The sequence below is a fragment of the Shewanella sp. HN-41 genome (genome assembly GCF_000217915.1).
GTDB lineage: Bacteria > Pseudomonadota > Gammaproteobacteria > Enterobacterales > Shewanellaceae > Shewanella.
In genome coordinates, this window is record NZ_AFOZ01000014.1 from 429,385 (window position 1) to 449,817 (window position 20,433).

Genomic DNA, 20,433 nt, shown 5'->3' on the forward strand with positions numbered 1-20,433 from the left:
ATCGATGAACCTTATTTTTAGTGAGTCTTCATGAATGAGCGGAACTGGATGGGTATACAGTCATATTTAAATTTAGATGCTTTTGAGTGTTTTTACACTCATTAGTTTGCGCGTTTATCCAGCCTAAAATTAACAAAATTCTTTAAAATCATTTGCATATACTTTTCCAAAATTAGTTAATAGGTTTGGAAAACGCGCATGCGCGTTTTTCCAGGTGGTGTATTTGATAGAAAGCTGATAAGTTCTTTGCATACAGGTAGTTAACTGTGCGCGTTTTCACTGGTCTAATGAGGTAAACGCGCATGCGCACTAATAATATGTTAAATTTGGAAAGTACGAATGGATGAGCGAGATCGGAAAGCGCTGGAAGATATTGAAAAGTTTGGTTGCCACGTTCTAAATGTTATGGAAGGTGAAGAGCAGCCATGCTTTTCATATTCCATTGGCATAGAGAAAACGCTAAACCAGTCTGAATTAATAATAGTTGGGCTAAAGCGCGAACTTTCACACTCCATAATAAATAACTATCGTCAAAGGTTAGCTTCCGGTGAAGTTTTCATTCCTGGGGTGTTTTATTCGGACTTTATAGAAGGTTTTGATGTTACGTTCATTGAAATGGACAAAAAGCATTACAAAGAATACCTTGGCTGGGGGCTTTGGCTTTACTCGGGTAATAACTTTAAAACTTACCAACTAATTTGGCCTACCACGGCTGGCATTTGGCCGTGGAGCGAAAACAAATCAGAATATTATGCTTGGGCGCAACCAATTCTCAATTCATCAGGTGTGCTTGAAAAAATTTAACAAGGCGCTCCAGCACCGCGCACTCTGTGCGCTCGACAGTTTGTAAGTCGCCTTTTTGTGGTTTTGCTACGCAAAAGTATTCCACAAAAAACCAACTTACAACCTGCGGCTGAGCTTAACGTTATAGGGCAAGAGAGAAATCGAGTCTATGCATGGATTAAATCTAGAGTGCACTCATAACTCTTCATTTAGGCTAATTGGGCTTACTTCTGCTGAATTAGCCAAGGCAGAATCCATAATGGGTGACTGTGAATTCAGAGTTGGTAGCTATTTCAAGGATAAGACTAAAAAAGTCATTACTATTCCTCTCAGCAAAAATATCAGCAGCGAGCTACTCAAAAATATTATCGCGTGTGCTTCAGATTACATATCGTATGACTTCTATGTCTCTACTTGTAATAGTAATGAGTCATTTATCATCGATGTTCCCGAGCATGTATGCAGGTTGTTTCAGAAGGTCGGTGGTGGAATTTCCTTTAGCTATACATATGCTGGCGATGAAAATGAGTAGTATGGGTAAAGCCTATAACAAGGCAATCAAAAACCGCCCACAAAAAGCGTGGGCTGGACTCGCTAACGCTCGCCTTTTATTGCGGCGTTATGCGATGTGGCTTTATAAAATGTTTCCACGTTCTTGTTTTTAAGTTGCATTAAGATTAAATAGATTGTTCGTTACCCGCAGTTTTCAGGTAGATTTGTGCGGGCAGTAAGTGGCAGCAAGACCCTGCCCTCTTTCTTATCTAAAAGAAAAAGTTCAGGTTACAAGGCAGTTCATATCACCAGGCTTATTAGCTGGTTTCGTTCATGCCTTCCTTCTTTCTGCTAAAAGAAAGCTTTCTTTACGAAATACAAAATAGAGGCTATCAGTTGGTTACGTTAACTCAGGCAAAAGTGGCTCATCATCACCATTGCCAAATTACTCAACCGCATAACAAGTTGCTCAAGGGCGCTCACTACGTTCGCTGGACGGCTGCGCCTTTGCAAATGTGTGGTTTTGCTTCGCAAAACTCTACCACACATTTGCAAAGCCACAGCCGCTGGTTAGCAAGGCGTTGGTATGACTCCCCACGTCAAGCAGAGCGCACGAATATCGGCCTAATTATTTAAGCCTTATTTTTACGTGACTCAAAAGGATTGAGTTAACGCAGTAGATGAAGCAAGTAACTTCGTCGGTAAAAGAATTCAAAGACACCCAGCCTTAATAGCGCAGTTGTTAACCTCCGACTATGCTTGGGTTAAGCATTAAACAAGGAGGTTTGTATGCCGCGCCCTCGCAGAACTCAGATTAGTGTTGAACTATCTCTTTAAAATTAGTCCCTATTACCATTGCTGTAGCCGCGTTGTGCGGCGTGCGTTTTTGTGTGGCGATGATACCTATTCTGGAAAAAACTATGACCATCGCCGTGGTTGGGTTGAGTCACTACTGTTTGAACTCGAAGCCGTTTTTGCTATTGATGTGGCGGCCTTTGCGGTGATGTCCAATCATCTACATGTGGTTTTATGTATTGATATAGAGACAGCAAACCGCTGGAGCGACAGGGAGGTGCTTGAGCAATGGCATAAGCTATTTAAAGGCGATGAATTAACGCAAAAATTTGCCAAAGGTGAATTGGTTGAGGCCCATGAGGTCAACAGATTAAGGCATTCAATCGCGATATATCGCAGCCGTTTATGTGATATCAGTTGCCAGTGTTTTCAAAAGAGTGCGCTGCTTAAACGAGCCGATAGCAAGGCAAGCGAATCAAGAAGATATCTGTACAGGTCGTTTCTGGGAAGGTCTGTTTAAATCACAAGCTCTACTCGATGAAGCCGCCGTTTTAGCTTGTATGGCCTATGTTGATTACTCTTTATTAGCAAAAGTCCATTCGAGCCAAGGTGGCCGACACGCCAGAACAATCCGACCATACCAGTACTCAGCTGCGGATTCGGGCCGCATTAAAAGGTGAACAGCCTAAAAATCTACTGCCTTTTATCGGCAATGAACGTGATAACCAACCCAATGGCATTGCGTTTTCATTAACAGACTACCTCGAATTGGTTGATGATACCGGTCGAATCATCCGCAATGATAAACGTGGAAGCATCAGTGAAAATAGCGCCAAGTTACTGACAAGATTAAATATCCCTCATGATAATTGGCTTAAATTGACCACAGAGTTTGGCAAGCTATTTCATGGCCCTGTGGGGACGCTGCAAGAACTGACCGATTACTGTGAACACTTAGAAAAGCGACGACGGCACTTTGCGGCAAACTGCCAGCACTTTCACAGCAATTAACGGTAATCCTGCTTAACCAAACCAATCACTGCTCATTTGTTTTATTGGGCGAGTTAGCATATCTTAAATACACTAATTTTTAATGAGTTAGCTCATTTTCATGCCTCAGCTTTAGCCCTTTAACTTTTGATGACTCTAGTTTAAGCAATTTTAGCTCGTACAGTTGTAGACAAACCCAAAGTGCATTATGTTGTTGATCTAAAATGGGTGGCTAGATTTTAGTGTTTTGTGTTGTTGTTCTAAAATGGGTGGTTAGATTTTAGTTGCACTGTTTTCGGGTGCACAGACTATCTTCCTGATGCAGCCAAGATTGAAATCAATCCAGGTAAGTATGCCGTGCTTTCACTTGCCAAAGGTCTTGGTTCAATCACCGAGGAGTGGGAATGCGCAGATGATCTTTATAAGGTTATTCTATGGCCTTCATCTACCGAAGAGTACAGGGCTTTAAAGAGCTATAAAAACACATAATGAGACGTTAAATACCTACAGGAGTAAAGATGTCCCTCATCGCTAACACACCGAAGCCGCCATACTACGCGGTAATTTTTACATCTCACCGTACTGAAGGTGATGGCGGTTACGGCCAAATGGCAGATCGAATGGTTGAACTAGCCTCAAAACAACCAGGCTTTTTGGGCGTAGAGTCGGCACGAGAGGATGTTGGAATTACCATTTCATATTGGTCCGATCTTGAGTCCATCAGACAGTGGAAGGCAAATGCTGAGCACCAAGAAGCCCAAAGGCTTGGTCATCAAAAATGGTATTCATCGTTCAAAACCCGTATATCGAAGGTAGAGCGCGACTACGGCATTTAACAAACCAATTAATCTGGCCTCAATACGCTGCGTATCTTTCGGCGGCTGATTGGGGCATTAACCCATCGAAATTTTAACCCTAACCCCACAAATTAGAGTAAAAACCTAGCTCACTTTTGCCCCCAACTGAGTTATGTGGTGACGAGTGGAGTTTGTACGCTTAAGCCACACTACATAATCAAAACTATCTGTTTGTGTATGCATGAGTGAGTACAAAAAAGGGGAGTCAGTTAACCTGACTCCCCTTGATATTTCAAAGGTGATGTCGCGCTTAGAACAGCAGGTGAGCCACGCCGGCAATCACTGGTAGAGTCACTAAGGTACGCAGTACGAACACGACAAATAGCTCAACAAAATTCACTGGGATCTTACTGCCAATCAGCAGCGCGCCCACTTCGCTCATATAAATTAGCTGAGTCACAGACAATGCTGCAATCACAAAACGGGTCATATCCGATTCGATAGAGCTGGCTAAAATCGACGGAATAAACATATCGGCAAAGCCCACCACTATGGTCTTAGAGGCTTCGGTCGCTTCTGGGATATGCAGCAGTTCCAGTAACGGAATAAACGGCATACCTAAGTAATTGAAGATAGGTGTATGCTCGGCGATGATCAGCGCTGTGGTACCAATGGCCATTACCACGGGGATAATACCAAATACCATATCGATCACGTTTTTAACGCCTTCATTCAAGACGGCTTTTATGCCACCGGCACTAGCAGCTTTTTCTAGGGCCTTATCAAAGCCCCAAGAGAGTGCGCCGTGTCCAGCAGGGATCATCTCATCATCGGGTAAACGTGGCGTATCGTCGATATAGTTATCTTTTTTCCACGAGAGCGGCGGTAGCTTAGGCACAATTACCGCAGCCGCAAAACCCGCTAGGCATACTGTCAGGTAGAAGGGCACAAACATTTGCTCTAACTTCACCTGTGAGATCACTACTAAGCTAAAAGTGATCGATACCGCAGAAAACGTCGTGCCGATAACCGCCGCTTCCCTCTGAGTATAAAAACGCGCTTCATACTGTTTGCTGGTCAACAAAATACCGACGCTACCATCGCCTAACCATGAGGCCATACAGTCGATGGCACTGCGACCCGGTAAATTGAACACTGGGCGCATGATTTTAGTTAACAGTGTGCCAAAGAGTTCGAGTAGGCCGAAGTTCAGCAGCAGCGGCAATAACATGCCCGCGAAAATAAACACCGAGAACAACACGGGCAGTAAGTCGTTTAAGACTAAGGCGCCCGTACTGGAGGAGTGAATCGCTTCGGGGCCGACTGCAAAATAGGTCAGCACAATAAAGACTGCGCCCACAACTCGAGTCGTTAACCACAGTGGGCTTATATTGAGTAAGCCATTGAGAAAGTGGTTATGGAGGACAAACTTAGGTTTGAGCATTTTGGTGAGTAGGGAGGCAAATGCCATAGTCACCACAATTGCCGTGATGATTAAGGTTAGGTCTTCACTTAATGCACTTTGCAGCGCCTTAGAGATGATTGCGATGGGAATAGTAATCGCATCGTTATAGCTGATAGGGGTCATAAACAGTAGCAGACCTATCAGCGAAGGGACGATAAAGGTGAGTATCGTCTTTATGTTGCGGTTTTTATGTTCAGTAGCCAATGGTGTACACCTTAAAGTACGAGTCGCACAAAATAAACTTGAATAAGCAGCCATCCAAAACTGTTTTTAGGGGCAGTTAAGGTGCATTTTCATTCAGCTCAAAATCGAGAAGGGGGAAGATTACTCGCTTAGTTCCGCTATGTAAAACGATTCGCTAGTTAGTTTGATATAAGCAACAAAACAGCATAGTTATTTTGGCGCCAGTAGCAAGGGGTTGTAGTGATGTTTATCGTAGTGGATTATGGTTATATTCATTTAAATCAATTGCTTGTTGATTTTAATTGGTTCGAGTTTAGCTAAATGCTCTGTTTTATAACTGATGGCTGCTCGTATTTGTATTCGACGAAAAAATACCAGCCAAGGAGCATTCAGCCATGCTTGGCCCACTTTTTACCCCAATTGAGTATGACTAAAAAGTCGATAAAGATGCGGAAAGTAAAAATTTTCTGATAAAGCGGATGCGCGCCGCTTTAAATCTTTTCAATTCCATGTAAGGTATTACTACCTCTGTTTGGCTAAATTACTTATGACTGTTACAAGATCAAGTATCACGATAAGGAAGGGGTCAGGGCTCGCCACTAAATTTGGCTTTCTTGGTCTCTTTGGGTTATTGCTGGGGATTGTTGTGGCGGTCGTGGGATTTAACTGTTCCGAGCCAGAAACCTTTAACTTTTTAAACTATACCCTAAGTGAACTAGGCACTTATGGGCATTCTACCTATGCTGTGGTCCTCAATGGCGGATTATTTTTTGGCAGTTTAAGCGTCGTTTTTTATTGCTTATCCTCGCTACAAAACGTGACATCTTTCTGGGGATATCCTTTTTTTCTCTTCTTAGCCTTCACTTTTTTAGCCTTAGCTTGTGTGGGGCTGTTTCCGGTGAATGTGTACCATTTGCACATTTTAGGACTGAAATGGTTTTTCTATTTTGGCAGCCTAAGTGCAATATCTTATTTGGTTTTAGTGGTAGCGAGTCGCTCGGCCCTTCGCCGTTTAACGGTATTGCTGGCGCTGATGGTGTTCACTAGCATGATGACATTCCTCTATGCCCCGCAGTTATCCTTGGGGCTCACCGAAGGTGGCAGGCCTTTCTACCAGGAAGTGGTTCTGCAGTTTCCTCGTCCAACATTATGGTGGCCAGCCCTATTAGAGTGGCTAGGGCTGGGGAGTTTATTGGGGTGGGTGGGTACCCTGTTACTGAGTCAGCTGAGTTTCACAAAAGTACCAGTGACCGAAAAACAGCTTAACTAATATGAATGGCGACGCCTGCCTCACCAAACCAGTAGCCATTACATTGCTCTGCACTCATAGGGAAATAGGGGGACAACTCTGGTGCTTTGAGTGCAGTGACTAAGGTATCGGCCATAGTGATGCATTCCATGCTGCTGGGGGACACCCTAAAGACATCTACCCCCATCTTCGCCATAGTGGTCATTTCGCTGCGTAAATCCAAGCAATGGGCAGACTGGGTTTGAATACCATTGAGCCTGAGCAAGGGTTGTTGTTCCTGAGTTTGGGCGAGAAGTCCTTTGCTGTATTGACGACAGATCGTTTCGCAACTGTCCTTCGTGAGTTGTTTGTGCCGTGCGGTAAAGCAGCGCGCCGAATGGGCGAGTGGCAAATAGCCATGGCCTAGCACTTCGACCTCAAATGAGGGTTTTTCTTGGATCACTTGACTCAGCCAGGTCTTAGATAATTCCACTGGCATCACAAACCTTTGCATCCCAAAGCGCTGCAAGATATCTAAACTCGCACGATTGTAATTATTGATACTCGCACCGCAGACAAAGGGCAGTTTATGTTCTTGGGCAAGATACACTGCCGCCATATCGTTCGCTTCGACCATAAATTCGCCATTTTCAACTTGGCGTTTAAGCTCAGCGTATTCAGAGGGAGCCTCGATTAACGCCAGTGTTGATATCACCACCTCTTTACCCGCCTGCTTGAGCATCTGCGCCAGTGCCAGATAATCGCCCCATTTGAGTTCGCGTCGACGGCTGCAAACGGCTTCGCCTAAATACACTAAGGGAATTTGACTGGTAGATACTTGTTGGTAAAAATCAATAACTTGTTGTTTTTGCCAGCAATATAGCAACGGTCCTAGGGAAATATTCATCACTCCTCCTTTATCCATTTTTGTTATCTGTCATTGACCGTTATTGCCAATTGCGCTCATAGGCACCCAGAGTGGTAATTTGCCCTTCGGACACCTTTGCAAGTGCCTGTTCCCAATGGGATTGGCTTTGGAATTGTTCGGGATTATTTAGGTAGGTATCTATGGCTTGACGCCATACCTTAGTCACTTGCTCAACATAGGCTGGGCTGCGTTGGCGTCCTTCAATTTTGAGAGACACTATGCCGGCTTTGGCGAGTTCAGGCAGTAGGCTTAGGGTGTTTAAACTGGTCGGGGACTCGAGCAAATACTGGGGCGAGTCCTGATCTTCGGTGAGATAACGGCCTTTACAGACGACGGGGTAGCCCATTTGCTCATCCAGCCCAGACTTATCAATGAGCACCTCATTGAGCCGAGTTAGTCTGTCCTGGCCTTGTTCTTCCCAACGCACATGCTTCGCGGGCGAGCAGGAGCCGCCCGTGTTGGGTGATTGCCCGGTCACATAGGAGGATAAATGACAACGCCCCTCAGCCATAATGCACAGACTGCCAAAGGCAAATACCTCTAAATCGACCGGACTGACCTTGGCTAAGTCACGCACTTGCTTCATGGATAACACCCGCGGCAGCACGACTCGGGCGATATTGAAGGTTTCCTTATAAAAGCTGAGCGCCCCTAGGTTAGTGGCACTGGCCTGCACCGATAAATGCAGCGGCAGGTTTGGATAGTGCCTATGGGCATAATCGAGTAAAGACAGATCGGCAACGATTAGGGCATCCATACCAAGCTTTGCTGCTAAATCAATAGCTTGATACCAACGGTGTTCTTCACCTGGTTTAGGGAAGGTATTTAAGGTTAAAAAGATTTTCTTACCGTGCTTCTGCGTTAGTTCTGCCGCTTCCTGCAATTTTGCTGGGGTGAAGTTTAATCCTGCAAATGAACGTGCATTGGTATCATCTTTTAGTCCTAGGTATATCGCGTCGGCTCCGGCCTGTAGTGCCGCCTTTAACGAGGCCAGATTTCCCGCTGGACACAATAACTCCATAATGATGCTCCCGATAAAATAATAGCCGCAGAGTGTAGGCAAGATTGAATGACGGTGAATTGATTTAAAACAGGTTTAAGATCATAAAATCTAGGTAAACTGAGATACATCGTGTTTTTTTCCGTAGGAATTTCCGTATGTCCGCTGTTTTTTCAGCAAATGTTGCAAAACAATTGCTTGAACTCACCCCAAAACTGATCAGTTTGCCACTCTCCAAAGTGCCCTTTAGCCTCAAGGCCAAGGTGCTAAGCCAACTCCTGACACAACTGCTTGCGTCGCAGGCCGAAGATGGCGAGTTAGATTTCTTGGCGGACAAGTGGGTCGCGATCCGCGTTGAAGACTTAAATCTGTATTTTGAAGTGAGCTTTAGTGGCCGCTGGCAGGTGCGTGAACTTACCGATGCGCAGGTCAGCTTCAGTGCCAATTCCGCAGAACTATTACTGGTTGCGGCAGCGAAAGAGGACCCGGATACGCTGTTTTTTCAACGAAAACTTAGCATCGAGGGCGATACTGAGTTAGGGCTTGAGGTGAAGAACCTGCTGCTGAGCATTGAGTTTGCCAGCTTGCCGACACCGATCCGCTTAAGCGTTGAAAAGCTGACCGATGCGATTGTTCGTTTGCAGCTTGAGGCAAAACCGACGGTTATCTTGGCCAAATCCCCGAGCATGAGTTAATACGGTATTGACTATAATCGACTGATAAATAAAAGCCCCGCCAGATTGCGGGGCTTTTTGTTGGCTTGAACGGCTGGCGCTTACTCAGATTTTTTGTGTGAGTAGGGCAAATTTGACTAATAGTTCGTCGTTAGACTCGATACGGCTTGGATCGGGGTCGATGCAATCAATTGGGCAGACAGAGACACAGGTCGGTTTATCGTAATGACCTACACATTCGGTGCAGCGGTCGGGATCAATTTCATAGATCTCTTCGCCCATGGTGATGGCCTGATTAGGACACTCAGGTTCACACATATCGCAGTTGATGCAGCTATCGTCGATCAGTAATGCCATACCTTAACCTAGTTCATGTGGGTTGCGGGTATCCTGGCCTTGTGGCAGGTTACGCAGCAAAATTCCGTGGCTCAAATCGACTTCCTTAGGCACGGGCAGATACACAGTGTGCCCCGAACCTAAGCCAGCTTCAACCGCTTCTGCTCTACGATTTTCGAGGTGCTCAATCGTCAGGTTCATATTTCCTTGTGGTGTCATCAGTTCGACGCTATCACCCACGGAAAACTTATTTTTCACTTCGATTTCGGCCAGCCCCGCAAGGTTGCGTTTACCCGTTAGTTCACCCACAAATTGTTGAGTGTCACTGACTGAGTAGCCATAGTCGTAATTTTGATATTCATCATGCACATGACGACGTAAGAAGCCTTCGGTATAGCCGCGGTGGGCGAGACCTTCTAATTGATTCATTAGGCTGCGATCGAAATCTTTACCCGATGACGCATCTTCAATCGCTTGACGGTAAAGCTGCGCGGTGCGGGCTACATAATAAAAAGACTTAGTGCGGCCTTCAATCTTGAGTGAGTCAATGCCCATTTTTGTTAGGCGCTCGACGTGCTGGATGGCCCGTAAGTCTTTGGAGTTCATGATATAAGTACCATGTTCATCTTCAAAGGCTGGCATGTACTCGCCGGGACGATTGGCTTCCTGTAGCAGGAAGATTTGGTCCGTTGGCGCACCAGCACCTAACGTCGTCGGGGTCTCGATTTGCACCGCATTAGGCATGGCAATAATGTCGCCGCTGTCGTTTTGCTGCGCTTCGTGCACATCGTATTTCCAGCGACAAGCATTGGTGCAGGTGCCTTGGTTTGGATCGCGTTTGTTGATATAACCCGAGAGTAAACAACGGCCTGAATAGGCCATACACAGAGCACCATGGACAAACACTTCGAGTTCAATATCGGGGCAACGCTGACGAATTTCTTCGATTTCATCTAAGGACAATTCGCGGGATAGGATCACGCGCTTGATACCTTGGGTTTGCCAAAACTTGACCGAGGCCCAGTTGATGGCATTGGCTTGTACCGATAAATGCACCACTTGATCGGGAAACGCCTCACGTACCATCATGATTAAACCCGGATCTGACATGATCAGCGCATCTGGCTTCATCGCCACTACGGGTTCCATATCCTTGATATAGGTTTTGAGTTTGGCATTGTGGGGCGCAATGTTGCTCACCACATACAGTTTTTTCCCCAGCGCATGGGCTTCCTCAATCCCTGTGGCGAGATTTTCCATCTTAAAGTCATTATTACGTACCCTTAAGCTATATCTCGGCTGGCCGGCATACACGGCATCTGCACCATAGGCAAAGGCGTAGCGCATGTTTTTCAGCGTCCCTGCGGGAGATAGTAGCTCTGGTTTAAACATAATGACTCTCGAATTGGTTGATCTAAATAGAGGCGCAATGCGCGGGGGCGGCATTTTACACAATGAAAGTAGGGTTATGCAAATGGTGGCACCTAACTTTAGCTATACTTCACATTTTGCGAATATAACCGTTTTAATCCCTCGGGGATGGATGAGAAAAAGGCTCTATGGGTAGAATTAATAACGCAATCATACAAATTATTAACCTCCGCTGCTTTTTCTACCCATCTCATCACAGCCAACTGATATACTCCAACTATCCAATGTGCATGTTGATAGATTGATGGGAGCTAAGATGTCTACCGAACATCTACTGTTAGTCGGCTTATTAAAAAACTAAAAGATGATGCCTTAGTATTGCCAACCTTACCCGAAGTGGCAATGCGGGTGCAGGAAGTCGTGGGACGTTCCGATGCCAGCCTTAAACAAGTGGCCGAAGTGATTGGCCAAGATGCGGCGATTTCGGCTCGGATCATTAAGGTTGCCAACAGTGCTTTATATAGTCGCGGTATTCCCGCTGAGAGCATTAATAGTGCCGTTTCACGTATTGGATTAATTCAGATCAAGAGCATTGCCACATCAGTTGCGATGGAACAATTATTTATTTCCACCAATGAAATGGTTTGGGAAGTGATGGATGAAGTGTGGCGTACCTCCATCGACGTCACGGCGGCGGCTTGCGCTATGTTGCAGTTGTACAATAAGCGTCGTCCTAGTAGCGGGTTAAATTTCGATACCTTAACCTTGGCTGGACTAGTACATAACATAGGGGCTTTACCCGTATTAACAGAGGCTGAAGCGCACCCTGAGTTGTTTACTAGCATAGATCAATTGCGTGCGTTAGTGCGTAAAATGCAAGGGCCATTAGGTCGGGCCGTATTAAAGAGTTGGGATTTTGCCCCCGAAGTGATGGAAGTGGTTGAGCGCTGGGCGGACCTCCCTTATTTACCCGAGCAGGTGACTTACTTAGATTTTATCCGCGCCGCGGCATTTTATTCGGGGGAATTGCGGGCCGGCACAGAGTTAGAGCAGCGTTTGGATGTGTTTGTTGCACGGGGATTGCCTGTATCGGCTAGTGATCTAGCCAGTGATGAGTTTATGGACAAATTCCATTCAATTAGAGAAAGTTACCAATAGTCGGCCTAGATGGAACCCAAATGATGACTCGGTGCGACAGATGCTGGGTCACCATTGGAAATAAGCTTATGCGGTAAGATTGAGGCCTACGTATGATTATATTGGGATTTATTGGGGTAGCACTGTTTATCGTCTTGATCGGCGTGCTTTACATTTTGTTAGAAAAATATCGTTCTTTGCGAGAACAACAGCGATTTCTAGCACAACTTTGCCCACAGCTTGACCAACAAAAGGTTGAACGTCAGCCCCTGAATATCCCCATAGTCCCACAGGAGTTTGCCCCTCTTTATTACTCTTTAAACGAGATGTTAGCCGCCTTGCCCGCGGGAACGGGTAAGGATAAATTGACGGGACTGAGCAACCGTCTCGGGCTGAAACGCACCTTAGCCTCAATGATGCCGCTTACCCAAGGTACTATGGTGTTGCTCGACATCTATCGGTTTCGCTATGTAAATGATCTTTTCGGCTTCGTGTTTGGAGATATCTTGCTCAAGCAGTTTGCCGAGCGGTTAACTAGCCTCAGTGTAGCCCCTAGACTCATTGCGCGTTTAAATGGCGATGAATTTTTTCTGTACTATGAGCAGAGCCTATCTGAGGCGCAATTACTGCACCTACGCGGCCGGCTACAAGTGCCCTTTAGGATTAAAGATACGCCTGTGAGTGTGCGGGTCCAGGTGGGGTGCGTACAGCTAGAACAGCACCATGCTGATGCCAGCAATATGCTACGCAGACTCGATCTTGCCCTTAACAAAGCGCGCGTGACACGCAGTGCCATTGCCTATTACAGTGAGAATGATGATATTAGGCAACTGCGGGAGCTGCAGATTATTGACAGCTTACCCAAAGGCTTACAGCGTAATCACTTGTATATGGTGTACCAGCCTAAGCAGGATGTAAAAACGGGGCAGTGCACCCAAGTAGAAGCGTTAATACGTTGGGAGCATGAAACCTTGGGGTCCATTTCCCCTGGGGAGTTTATTCCCTTGGCGGAATACGCAGGGATGATTGATTTAGTGAGTCGCTGGGCGCTGGAGCAGGTTTTCGCCCAGCAGGTAAAATGGCGGGCCATGGGGATGAAACTTTGCGTGGCAGTCAATCTATCGACTCGGGATCTTGACAGTGAAACCTTGCCCCAGGAGCTGGCGGCGCGTCTTGCCCATTATCAGTTGCCACCAGAATGTTTAATGATCGAAATCACTGAAAGTACCTTGATGGCAGATCTCAATAAGGCTGTTGAAACCTTAGCGAAAATTCGCAAATTGGGGATAAAACTCGCTATTGATGACTTTGGTACAGGCCATTCGTCCCTCGCTTATTTAAAGCATTTACCCGCCAATGAAGTCAAAATCGATAAGGCTTTTTTAAGGGATCTCGAGCAGAATAAATCGGCTGCATACATTCTCGAGGCTAGTATCAACATAGCGAAAAAGCTCGGCTACAATGTGACTGTCGAAGGTGTTGAAACCCCTGAAATACGTGAAATTTTAGTGGCAATGGGTGCCGATACACTGCAGGGCATACATTATGCTAAGCCCATGAGGGCCGCTGAATTGGAAATGAACTGGGCACAGTTACAACCCGTTTTTAGGGATACGCAGATACTTACTCATCCAGTGCAAATCCGCGACTAAGGGCGGCAATTAAATCCGCTGGCATTGGGGCTAGCTGGCGGGCTTGATTCATGCACACCATTTCAATTGTGGCCGTGACGGCAGGTTTTTTGCCGTTAGGGCGCCAAATTTCCTGTTGCCATACGGTGCGATACTTACTCTCAAAATAAAACCGGGTTCGCACATCGATAATATCGGCAAACTCTACCCCTTCATGGCACAGCATATCGCTACGATACACTGCAAAACCTAATTGCTGTTGTTGCCATAGTGCACTTAAACGCTCGGCACCAATCACATGCTCGCGGGCGCGCTCGAAGTATTTCAAAAAATTGGGGTGATACACCACACCTGAGAAATCCGTATCTTCATAGTAAATTTGCACAGGGAAAGAATAACTCGGGCTAAATTGTGGCATGGTGTGTTCGATATGGAGTAGTTTTGTTTGAGCGCAGTCTAGCGGTTTATGGGGCTAAACAAAACCCGATATATAGGCTAAATCCTGCTGTTAGGGTTGAAATTGCATCGACAGCACAGAGTAAAAAGCCATATTCGCCGAAACGAATATGGCTTTTTTGTAGGGTAATCGGTGGCTTAAGCGAGTATAGCTTAGCGAATGATCATCTGATCGCGCTCAGGACCCACAGACACCATGCTGACGCGCACACCCATTAAGGCTTCGATGCGTTCAACATATTGCTGCGCAGCCTTTGGCAGGCTTTCAAAGGTGCGACAAGTGGTGATGTCTTCGCTCCAGCTTGGCATTTGCTCATACACTGGGCTCAGCGCGGCCGTTTGTGGCCAAATGGGGTTCTCTGTGTGCTCGCCTTCGTAGGCGACGCAAATCTTGAGATCTTTCATGCCAGTTAAGCAATCAATCTTAGTCAGCGCGATTTCAGTTGCCGCTTGTAGCTCAACACCATTGCGAGTTGCTACTGCATCGAAGTAACCCATGTCACGTGGGCGACCCGTAGTTGCACCAAACTCGTTGGCGTTTTCACGGAAGGCATCTTGTTCTTCCATCGCGGTGACTAAAGTGCCAGTCCCTACAGATGAGCTAAAGGCTTTAGCTACCGCAATCACCCGCTCTGGGCGCAGAGCGGGTAAACCACTACCTAGACCTGCGAAAGCTGCCGTCACGTTAGAAGAAGTAGTGTAAGGATACTCACCGTAAATTAAGTCGCGACCCGCGCCTAATTGCGCTTCAAACAGCAGGTTAGCATCTTGTTTTTGCAATGTTTTTAATGGCTCAGTCACATTGCAAATAAACGGACGCCAAGGCGCAGTCACATCCAATAACCACTGAGTCATTTCGGCGGCAGTTTGGCTAAAGTCACAGCTTGGGTACAGTGCTTTTAACTGGGGTAATTTCCAGTCGAGCATAAATTGAATGCGTTCTTGCAGCACTTCGGGTTGGTTTAACCAGCCGACTAAGATGCCCTTTTTCATCACGCGATCGCCATAGGCTGGTGCAATCCCTTGACGGGTTGAACCATAGGCCAGATCGCCTAAACGCTGTTCTTCTAAGGTATCTTCCAGTGCGTGAATAGGTAAGCACAGGGTGGCGCGGTCAGAAATGCACAGTTTAACTTCAATGCCAGCTGCTTCGACTTCAGCGATTTCAACGCTGAGTTTTTCTGGGCTGATCACCATGCCAGGGCCCAAAACTGCAATGCAGTTAGGATTGAAAATGCCACTCGGTAATTGATGTAATTTAAAGGTGCCATAGTCGTTGACTACGGTATGGCCAGCGTTGTTACCGCCTTGAAAGCGAATACTGGCAGCGGCATCTGCGGCTAAATAATCTACGATGCGGCCTTTGCCTTCATCACCCCAATTTGCACCCACAACCACGATAGACGGCATAACATCATCTCCACATTGATTAAGCGGTTATGCTAGACCTCCAATATAAATAAGAGAAATTAATTATAGTTATCGTGCTGATAAGAATTTCATATATCATTATCCCATGATTAATACATTTTCATTGTCTTAGGGTGCACTATGCTCGATCTTCATTGGTTAAAAACCTTTGTCGTCCTCGCTGAACATAAACATTTTGGTAAGGCTGCGGCGGCATTACATATGACACAGCCGAATGTGAGCTTACACATTAAGCAGTTAGAGCAAACGACTCGGGTGAAGTTGATTGAACGTAATCCCTTTCGATTGACGCAGGCGGGATTTCGTCTGTTAGAGAGCAGCCAAAGGACCCTGATGGAATTGCAAATTTGCCAGGCGGATCTGAATGCTATTAACGATCTTAGCCAAGGCACTCTCACCATTGCCGCGAGTGATATTATTTCACGGTTACTGTTGATCCAACCGTTTCAGCTATTTAAGGCGGAGTTTCCGGGAATTGACTTTTCACTGCTCAATACGACTTCCTCGCAGGCCTCGGAGTTAGTGACCAATGCCGAAGCCGATTTAGGCTTTGTGATCGCGCAAAAGGAGAGTCAACCGCTGCATTTTACTGAGTTACAACAAATTAAATGGTGTGCCCTTGGGGACAATTTTGAGCTTTGGCAACAGGCTAAATTGTCAGCAGATACACCACTTGCCGAGCAACCGACATTGATTTTACTCGGCCATGATACCCGTACCCGTGAGTTATTGGATCCTGCACTCCCATCCTTAAACCTGCCCAGTTACAGGATCATGGAAGTGGGCAGTGTTGATGCGCAAATTGATTGGGCTGAAGCCGGATTTGGGGTGGCGATTGTGCCCGAGTTTTCGATTTACACTAAGGCTAACTTGACGACTAAGGTGACGCCTCTGCCGCAATTTCCAAGCACGAGTTTAGGCTATATAGTGCGGCAAAACCAAATCCTTTCTAAGGCAATAAAACAGCTTTTATACTGGGTAAATCAAGAGATTATCCGTTCTCAACAGTCTTAAATGTCTTATACCAATACATTAAATATCTAATCAGTTCATTAGTGCTCAGCGGCGAAGAGTTTTTGGTATTGTCCATCACTTTTAAGTTGTGATAATCCTTTATCCAGTGCCTGAGCGAGCAAAACAGCCTTGGGATTTGTCTTGGAAAATGCGAGGTAAATATGGCTACTATGATTACTAAATGCGGGAATTACCACATCGCTCACCCCCATCTTCTGTACATTTTCTTTGGCGACGAGGTCGAACATTAATGCGGTATCTATACGTCCTATCAGCAATAAATTGATTAACTGCTGTTGTGTGGCGACTTGTACTAGGTTCAGTTGTCTTTGTTTGACTAATAGGGGAAATTCATCACCATACTCGTAGCTTTTTATCACCCCAACTATGGTGCCCTTAGGCAGGTCCCATTTATTATCAGCTTTTATAGCGTGTTCTTTCTTATAGTAAAAAGAGGCTGTCGCAATAAATAATGGCGTCGTACCAAACACAAATCGCTGCTCAGTACTCACCTCGCGTGTCACATTGAATACACCGTCTACTGCGCCTTTTTCCGCCATCATTAATGCTCTGGAATAGGGTACGACGAGGCTATTGACTTCGATATTGGACTGCTTAAATGCGGCAGCAATTAAGCGATGGGAAATACCTTGCCCGAACTGATTTGCAAAGGGAGGCCAGCTGTCTTCTGCGGCTAAGGTAATACTCTGTGATGCGGCTTGTGTGGGGTTAGCTTGGCTTTCTTGGGCGAAGGAGAAGTTGTCAGCGGTAGAGAGTAAAAGCAAGAAAGCAGCAGATAACAATGCCAGCGGGAGGGCCATCACTCGCTGAAATTCATTCCTTGTCGGGCTGCAAACACGCATCTTACTTCCATATCATCCTATTCCTAATGGAAATTTATATCATAACTGCCTGTTGCGAACCTAATCATTTTACGATTTGTGGCGTGGCTTAGATTGTTTATTGCAAAATAATTTAGACACATAAAACTGTGATCTTAGGTTGTGACTTTTTGTTTTTTAATTATTAGAATAATCTGATTGAAAAAAAACTAATGGAGCAATATTCAATGGCTGAAAAAGTTGTCGAAGTCACCACCCATATGGCAAGTGGTTGGAAAGTCACTGCGCAGGTTCGAGAGCATCTTTTAGTGATAGATCAACCTAGTGCCACTAACGAAGGGGCGAATCCTTTGGAGACATTCCTATTTTCACTGGGTGGCTGTATTTCTGCCATTGCGAAAATGGTCGCAAGGGAACGTCATATTGAGCTACGCCAGTTTGACGTGCATGTCCGTGCCGTGATGAATTCCGCTGGGTTATTGGGTCAGCCCTCAGAAGATCCCGTCGGCTTTAAGCACATTGCCCTAAATGCCAGTATTGATGCCGACCTTACAGAGGAGCAGAAGCGTGAATTTTTAGATACTGTGTGTAATCGTTGTCCAGTACATGACAATCTTTTACAACCTACACTTGTGACCCATAGGGTTAATGGTCACGATTAATGGTGAGTTTTCCCCAAAATTCCCCTGTTAGGTCATGACCTAACAGGGGACTCAACTAAGCGGATACATTAGCGGTTACTTTTGGGAAAACTCGCTAAAACAAGCTCAGCCACTTGAAGCAATTCCTCCGAACTGATCCCATTCGTCGCTTGAATGGCCATGCCTTGCAAGACAGTGCCAATATAACGGGCGAGCAATAGGGGGTCGGCTGTGTCGGGTAAATCACCTTCGTCTTTGGCTCTTTGTAGTCTCTCACACAGGGCCAGCTCTCCGTCCCGACGGCGATTAATCAAGGTTTCTTTAATAGCCTCCCCCGCTTCACTACAGGCAAGAGCCCCTTGGACAATCAAACAGCCTTGCGGATGACTATCATCGGCAAGTGAGCTGGCGGCGCCTAAGAGCATGGACTCTACGACTTGATAGGCGGTTTTTTGTTCGAGTGCGGGGTAGAAAAATGCACAGGGGCGCTGCTCATATAATTCTATCGCTTTGAGAAATAACTGTTCTTTATTACCGAAGGCGGCATAGAGGCTAGGCTTATTAATGCCCATTGCTTGGGTGAGATCGGTTAATGACGTGCCTTCAAAACCTTTGCGCCAGAAGACTTCTAAGGCTTTGGCCAATGCATCATTAGTGTCGAAGGCACGCGGGCGACCTACGCAGGGCATCTGGGTGGCGGTTGACATCAATAGACTCCTCAATTCTCAATTGCCCCTAGGATAGACATGGGTTTAGTCCATGTCCAGCCACACTTGCTGACGGGCGTTAGGGCGGGTGAGTGATCATCAATCCTTTCTCCCACAATCCTCCAATGAAAAACACGCCTTTAAGATTTATACCGACTGGTACATAAATTTGTTGACAGAGTCATTTTACGCTATATATTACCGTTCAGTACAGAACATTTTTTACCAGTCGGTATTTATTGGCGCTGCACAAAATGCCCACCACTTTGAGGATAGGAATATGATGAGTCACAACCCCTTACGAACAATGATGTTAACGGCCATTGCTGCTGTCGTCCTTTCTGCTTGTGGTGAGCAAACAGCGCAGCAGGGGCCTGCGCCGAGTGCGCCCAAGGTGGATGTCGCCCAAGTATTGCACGAGCGAGTCACCGAATGGGATGAGTTTACCGGTCGTTTACAGGCGCCCGAAAGTGTGGTCTTAGTCCCACGGGTTTCGGGTTATATCGAGTCTGTGGATTTTAAAGAAGGCGCCTTAGTCAAAAAAGGCGATGTGCTATTTCGCATTGATGCGAGCGTATTTGAAGCTGAAGTGGCCCGGTTAAAAGCAGATCTTGCTAGCGCGCTCTCTGCTGAGCAACTGGCCACTAATGACCTCGAACGTGCCCGTAAACTCTTTGCCCAAAAAGCGGTGTCCGCAGAGTTACTCGACACCCGTGAGTCGAATAAACGTCAAACGACAGCGGCAGTGGCTTCGGTAAAAGCGGCATTGCTGCGGGCCGAACTCGATTTAGATTATACCCAAGTGCGGGCTCCGATTGATGGCCGCGTGTCCTACGCCAATGTCACTGCGGGTAACTATGTCACCGCCGGACAGAGTGTACTGACCAGCTTAGTCTCTACCGCCAGCATGTATGCCTATTTTGATGTGGATGAGCAAACTTACCTTAAATACGTGAAGTTAACCGCACAGAAAAAACGTAACGATCCCCGCGCTGGTGATAACCCTGTCTACATGGCCTTAGCCAATGAGCGTGATTACCAGCGTGTTGGTATGGTCGACTTTGTTGATAATGCGATGGATAAGCAAACTGGCACCATTCGCGTAAGGGCCTCTTTTAACAATGAAGACAATAGCTTATTACCAGGATTATTTGCCCGCCTTCGTACCGCAGGGAGCGGTGCCTATGAAAGCATCTTGATCGACGATAAAGCCGTTGGCACAGATCTGAATAATAAGTTTGTGTTAGTGGTCGGTGCCGATGGTCTAGTCGAATATCGTGGCGTGACCTTAGGTGAGAAAGTTCAAGGGCTTCGTATCGTGACTCAAGGTTTAGAGGCCGAAGATAAGATCGTGGTTAATGGTATGCAGCGCGTACGCCCTAAGATGCAAATTGAGCCGCACATGGTGGACATGGTTGACAGCGACAAGCTCGAAGCAATACGTCAAGCCCAGTTCATGCTCGATAAAAACCAAGATACTTTGACGGCGCAAGCGGTCGAAACGGCTAGCCGCGGTTAAGGAATAAAACACT

General features: G+C 46.2%; 19 protein-coding genes and 2 pseudogenes. 12 read left to right on the forward strand and 9 right to left on the reverse strand.

Going from position 1 to position 20,433, the window contains the following annotated elements; all coding sequences use genetic code 11:
• Window positions 1-339: 339 nt before the first annotated feature.
• The 5 genes and pseudogenes from SOHN41_RS04535 to SOHN41_RS04550 all read left to right on the forward strand — a co-directional run bounded on the left by SOHN41_RS04535 (window position 340) and on the right by SOHN41_RS04550 (window position 3,896).
• Window positions 340-804, forward strand: coding sequence for a DUF4262 domain-containing protein (locus tag SOHN41_RS04535; RefSeq protein WP_037458047.1), 465 nt, complete (start codon window positions 340-342; stop codon window positions 802-804).
• A gap of 248 nt (window positions 805-1,052) precedes the next feature.
• A complete protein-coding gene (locus tag SOHN41_RS04540) occupies window positions 1,053-1,448 on the forward strand; it encodes a hypothetical protein (protein ID WP_139058329.1) in 396 nt (131 codons plus the stop codon).
• 223 nt (window positions 1,449-1,671) lie between these two features.
• Window positions 1,672-1,911: a hypothetical protein gene (locus tag SOHN41_RS20045; protein WP_007646088.1), complete on the forward strand. Its 240-nt coding sequence runs from the start codon at window positions 1,672-1,674 to the stop codon at window positions 1,909-1,911.
• A 153-nt stretch (window positions 1,912-2,064) separates the two neighbouring features.
• A pseudogene (locus SOHN41_RS04545) lies at window positions 2,065-3,081 on the forward strand (transposase).
• A 497-nt stretch (window positions 3,082-3,578) separates the two neighbouring features.
• A complete protein-coding gene (locus SOHN41_RS04550; protein WP_037458051.1) occupies window positions 3,579-3,896 on the forward strand; it encodes an antibiotic biosynthesis monooxygenase family protein in 318 nt (105 codons plus the stop codon).
• Window positions 3,897-4,167: 271 nt separating this feature from the next.
• Here the strand turns inward: SOHN41_RS04550 and SOHN41_RS04555 are convergent, their stop codons facing one another.
• Window positions 4,168-5,526, reverse strand: coding sequence for a YjiH family protein (locus SOHN41_RS04555; protein ID WP_007646092.1), 1,359 nt, complete (start codon window positions 5,524-5,526; stop codon window positions 4,168-4,170).
• A gap of 526 nt (window positions 5,527-6,052) precedes the next feature.
• Here SOHN41_RS04555 and SOHN41_RS04560 point away from each other — a divergent pair.
• Window positions 6,053-6,775, forward strand: a complete 723-nt coding sequence (locus SOHN41_RS04560; protein ID WP_037458053.1) for a hypothetical protein — start codon at window positions 6,053-6,055, stop codon at window positions 6,773-6,775.
• Here SOHN41_RS04560 and SOHN41_RS04565 read toward each other — a convergent pair.
• Both SOHN41_RS04565 and ubiU read right to left on the reverse strand, forming a co-directional pair.
• Complete coding sequence (locus SOHN41_RS04565; protein WP_007646095.1) at window positions 6,768-7,640, reverse strand: U32 family peptidase; 873 nt, start codon at window positions 7,638-7,640, stop codon at window positions 6,768-6,770. The two genes, SOHN41_RS04560 and SOHN41_RS04565, sit on opposite strands and share 8 nt — an antisense overlap.
• Window positions 7,641-7,680: 40 nt before the next feature.
• Entirely contained in the window at window positions 7,681-8,682 is a 1,002-nt protein-coding gene (ubiU, locus tag SOHN41_RS04570) for a ubiquinone anaerobic biosynthesis protein UbiU (protein WP_007646096.1), read from the reverse strand.
• A gap of 137 nt (window positions 8,683-8,819) precedes the next feature.
• Between ubiU and ubiT the strand changes: the two genes are divergently transcribed.
• A complete protein-coding gene (ubiT, locus tag SOHN41_RS04575; RefSeq protein WP_007646099.1) occupies window positions 8,820-9,356 on the forward strand; it encodes a ubiquinone anaerobic biosynthesis accessory factor UbiT in 537 nt (178 codons plus the stop codon).
• 84 nt (window positions 9,357-9,440) lie between these two features.
• Here the strand turns inward: ubiT and SOHN41_RS04580 are convergent, their stop codons facing one another.
• Window positions 9,441-9,692 carry a YfhL family 4Fe-4S dicluster ferredoxin gene (locus SOHN41_RS04580; protein ID WP_007646101.1) on the reverse strand — a complete coding sequence of 84 codons (252 nt, stop codon included), beginning with the start codon at window positions 9,690-9,692 and terminating at the stop codon, window positions 9,441-9,443.
• 3 nt (window positions 9,693-9,695) lie between these two features.
• On the reverse strand, window positions 9,696-11,063 hold the full coding sequence (gene yegQ, locus SOHN41_RS04585; RefSeq protein ID WP_037458057.1) for a tRNA 5-hydroxyuridine modification protein YegQ: 1,368 nt from the start codon (window positions 11,061-11,063) through the stop codon (window positions 9,696-9,698).
• 295 nt (window positions 11,064-11,358) lie between these two features.
• Here yegQ and SOHN41_RS04590 point away from each other — a divergent pair.
• Window positions 11,359-12,200 (forward strand): annotated as a pseudogene (locus SOHN41_RS04590) (HDOD domain-containing protein).
• A 92-nt stretch (window positions 12,201-12,292) separates the two neighbouring features.
• Complete coding sequence (locus SOHN41_RS04595) at window positions 12,293-13,831, forward strand: putative bifunctional diguanylate cyclase/phosphodiesterase (protein ID WP_007646109.1); 1,539 nt, start codon at window positions 12,293-12,295, stop codon at window positions 13,829-13,831.
• Here the strand turns inward: SOHN41_RS04595 and SOHN41_RS04600 are convergent.
• Together SOHN41_RS04600 and SOHN41_RS04605 are read right to left on the reverse strand one after the other, a co-directional pair.
• Window positions 13,803-14,228 carry a thioesterase family protein gene (locus SOHN41_RS04600; protein ID WP_007646110.1) on the reverse strand — a complete coding sequence of 142 codons (426 nt, stop codon included), beginning with the start codon at window positions 14,226-14,228 and terminating at the stop codon, window positions 13,803-13,805. The two genes, SOHN41_RS04595 and SOHN41_RS04600, sit on opposite strands and share 29 nt — an antisense overlap.
• A 191-nt stretch (window positions 14,229-14,419) precedes the next feature.
• Complete coding sequence (locus tag SOHN41_RS04605; protein WP_007646112.1) at window positions 14,420-15,676, reverse strand: adenylosuccinate synthase; 1,257 nt, start codon at window positions 15,674-15,676, stop codon at window positions 14,420-14,422.
• A gap of 141 nt (window positions 15,677-15,817) precedes the next feature.
• Here SOHN41_RS04605 and SOHN41_RS04610 point away from each other — a divergent pair, with 141 nt between their 5' ends.
• Window positions 15,818-16,711, forward strand: coding sequence for a LysR family transcriptional regulator (locus SOHN41_RS04610; protein ID WP_007646114.1), 894 nt, complete (start codon window positions 15,818-15,820; stop codon window positions 16,709-16,711).
• A 38-nt stretch (window positions 16,712-16,749) separates the two neighbouring features.
• On the opposite strand, the gene SOHN41_RS04615 is transcribed toward SOHN41_RS04610, so the two are convergent.
• Window positions 16,750-17,574, reverse strand: coding sequence for a substrate-binding periplasmic protein (locus SOHN41_RS04615; RefSeq protein WP_037458060.1), 825 nt, complete (start codon window positions 17,572-17,574; stop codon window positions 16,750-16,752).
• A gap of 206 nt (window positions 17,575-17,780) precedes the next feature.
• Here SOHN41_RS04615 and SOHN41_RS04620 point away from each other — a divergent pair, with 206 nt between their 5' ends.
• Window positions 17,781-18,215 (forward strand): OsmC family protein, encoded by a 435-nt coding sequence (locus tag SOHN41_RS04620; protein WP_007646118.1) that lies wholly within the window; start codon window positions 17,781-17,783, stop codon window positions 18,213-18,215.
• Window positions 18,216-18,283: 68 nt separating this feature from the next.
• Here SOHN41_RS04620 and SOHN41_RS04625 read toward each other — a convergent pair whose 3' ends face one another.
• Entirely contained in the window at window positions 18,284-18,901 is a 618-nt protein-coding gene (locus SOHN41_RS04625; protein WP_007646120.1) for a TetR/AcrR family transcriptional regulator, read from the reverse strand.
• A 280-nt stretch (window positions 18,902-19,181) separates the two neighbouring features.
• On the opposite strand from SOHN41_RS04625, the gene SOHN41_RS04630 reads away from it, so the two are divergent.
• The gene (locus SOHN41_RS04630; protein ID WP_037458062.1) at window positions 19,182-20,420 is read left to right on the forward strand and encodes an efflux RND transporter periplasmic adaptor subunit; all 1,239 of its coding nucleotides are present in this window, start codon (window positions 19,182-19,184) and stop codon (window positions 20,418-20,420) included.
• Window positions 20,421-20,433 lie beyond the last annotated feature (13 nt).

What these genes read in the sequence shown, in the direction of transcription:
- SOHN41_RS04535 (WP_037458047.1), top strand. Translation starts at nt 340, where the DNA reads ATGGATGAGCGAGATCGGAAAGCGCTGGAAGATATTGAAAAGTTTGGT.
- SOHN41_RS04550 (WP_037458051.1), top strand. Translation starts at nt 3,579, where the DNA reads ATGTCCCTCATCGCTAACACACCGAAGCCGCCATACTACGCGGTAATT.
- SOHN41_RS04560 (WP_037458053.1), top strand. Translation starts at nt 6,053, where the DNA reads ATGACTGTTACAAGATCAAGTATCACGATAAGGAAGGGGTCAGGGCTC.
- SOHN41_RS04565 (WP_007646095.1), bottom strand. Translation starts at nt 7,640, where the DNA reads ATGAATATTTCCCTAGGACCGTTGCTATATTGCTGGCAAAAACAACAA.
- ubiU (WP_007646096.1), bottom strand. Translation starts at nt 8,682, where the DNA reads ATGGAGTTATTGTGTCCAGCGGGAAATCTGGCCTCGTTAAAGGCGGCA.
- ubiT (WP_007646099.1), top strand. Translation starts at nt 8,820, where the DNA reads ATGTCCGCTGTTTTTTCAGCAAATGTTGCAAAACAATTGCTTGAACTC.
- SOHN41_RS04580 (WP_007646101.1), bottom strand. Translation starts at nt 9,692, where the DNA reads ATGGCATTACTGATCGACGATAGCTGCATCAACTGCGATATGTGTGAA.
- yegQ (WP_037458057.1), bottom strand. Translation starts at nt 11,063, where the DNA reads ATGTTTAAACCAGAGCTACTATCTCCCGCAGGGACGCTGAAAAACATG.
- SOHN41_RS04595 (WP_007646109.1), top strand. Translation starts at nt 12,293, where the DNA reads ATGATTATATTGGGATTTATTGGGGTAGCACTGTTTATCGTCTTGATC.
- SOHN41_RS04600 (WP_007646110.1), bottom strand. Translation starts at nt 14,228, where the DNA reads ATGCCACAATTTAGCCCGAGTTATTCTTTCCCTGTGCAAATTTACTAT.
- SOHN41_RS04605 (WP_007646112.1), bottom strand. Translation starts at nt 15,676, where the DNA reads ATGCCGTCTATCGTGGTTGTGGGTGCAAATTGGGGTGATGAAGGCAAA.
- SOHN41_RS04610 (WP_007646114.1), top strand. Translation starts at nt 15,818, where the DNA reads ATGCTCGATCTTCATTGGTTAAAAACCTTTGTCGTCCTCGCTGAACAT.
- SOHN41_RS04615 (WP_037458060.1), bottom strand. Translation starts at nt 17,574, where the DNA reads ATGCGTGTTTGCAGCCCGACAAGGAATGAATTTCAGCGAGTGATGGCC.
- SOHN41_RS04620 (WP_007646118.1), top strand. Translation starts at nt 17,781, where the DNA reads ATGGCTGAAAAAGTTGTCGAAGTCACCACCCATATGGCAAGTGGTTGG.
- SOHN41_RS04625 (WP_007646120.1), bottom strand. Translation starts at nt 18,901, where the DNA reads ATGTCAACCGCCACCCAGATGCCCTGCGTAGGTCGCCCGCGTGCCTTC.
- SOHN41_RS04630 (WP_037458062.1), top strand. Translation starts at nt 19,182, where the DNA reads ATGATGAGTCACAACCCCTTACGAACAATGATGTTAACGGCCATTGCT.